This window comes from Mesorhizobium sp. M2A.F.Ca.ET.039.01.1.1, from assembly GCF_003998035.1.
Taxonomy (GTDB): Bacteria; Pseudomonadota; Alphaproteobacteria; order Rhizobiales; family Rhizobiaceae; genus Mesorhizobium.
The window spans coordinates 1-439 of sequence record NZ_RZRY01001543.1; the positions used below are offsets into that span (position 1 = coordinate 1).

Annotated in this window: 1 protein-coding gene; it reads right to left on the reverse strand. The window is 62.6% G+C overall.

Features of this window, described 5'->3' with window-relative positions; translation table 11 throughout:
• Positions 1-15: 15 nt before the first annotated feature.
• Positions 16-405 carry a DUF427 domain-containing protein gene (locus tag EOA24_RS40845; protein WP_127393253.1) on the reverse strand — a complete coding sequence of 130 codons (390 nt, stop codon included), beginning with the start codon at positions 403-405 and terminating at the stop codon, positions 16-18.
• Positions 406-439: the final 34 nt, after the last annotated feature.

Sequence of the window (439 nt, forward strand, 5' to 3'; positions counted from 1 at the left end):
CGGCAAGGCAGCATGTCAGTCCGGCGTGGCCTCGATCGTCACCTTGCTCGGATAGAAGGCGCCGTGATTGCGGATCTCCGTCATCTCGTCGAAGGGCCGCTCATAGGCCCACATCGCATCCTTGCCGGTCTCGCCGGCCGGCAGCGCGCTCCAATAGCTGGCATCGCCCTTATAAGGGCAGTGCGTCGAGTGACCGGTCTTGGCCAACTGGCTGAAATCGATGTCGTCGAAAGGAATGTAGAAGACCGCAGGATAGGGCGGCTCCGACAGGAGCTTTGCCCTTGTCGAGGAAGCGATGACCGTTTCGCCGGCGCGCACGGTGACGGTGCCGCTAAAGGACTCGACAGTGATGACTTTGCCGGGATTGCGCTGGAAGCCGGGGGCGGGGTTGGCGATCTGGTCCATTGGCGGGCTGTCCTTGTCCGATTGAGAGGTCGCC